1 pseudogene is annotated in these 421 nt (G+C 58.4%); it reads left to right on the forward strand.

Going from position 1 to position 421, the window contains the following annotated elements:
- Nucleotides 1-421, forward strand: a pseudogene (locus tag QBK88_RS30720) (IS66 family transposase); the annotation flags it as partial.

The following is a 421-nucleotide window of genomic DNA, read 5'->3' on the forward strand; positions in this document are numbered from 1 at the left end:
CTGCGGACAAGCCAGCTCAGCTGATTGAAAAAAGCATGGCCAGCCCCAGCGTTCTGGCGATGTTGCTGACCACCAAATATGTAGACGGTTTGCCGCTTCACCGCTTTGAAAAAGTACTGGGCCGCCACGGCATCGATATCCCTCGCCAGACCTTGGCTCGCTGGGTTATCCAGTGCGTCGAGCACATGCAACCACTGCTGAATCTGATGCGCGACAGTCTGCTGGCCAGTCGCGTCATCCACTGCGATGAAACACGGGGATCGACAAGACGCAGCCACAGGCCACTGCTCAGAACGCCCTGGGCAAAGCCATCAGTTATCTCGCAAGCAACTGGAGCAAGCTGGAGCGCTACGTCGAGGAAGGCTACCTGCCACTCGACAACAACGCCGCGGAACGCGCGATTCGCCCGTTCGTGATCGGA

This window comes from Pseudomonas sp. RIT-To-2, assembly GCF_029623465.1.
Lineage (GTDB): Bacteria > Pseudomonadota > Gammaproteobacteria > Pseudomonadales > Pseudomonadaceae > Aquipseudomonas > Aquipseudomonas silvicola.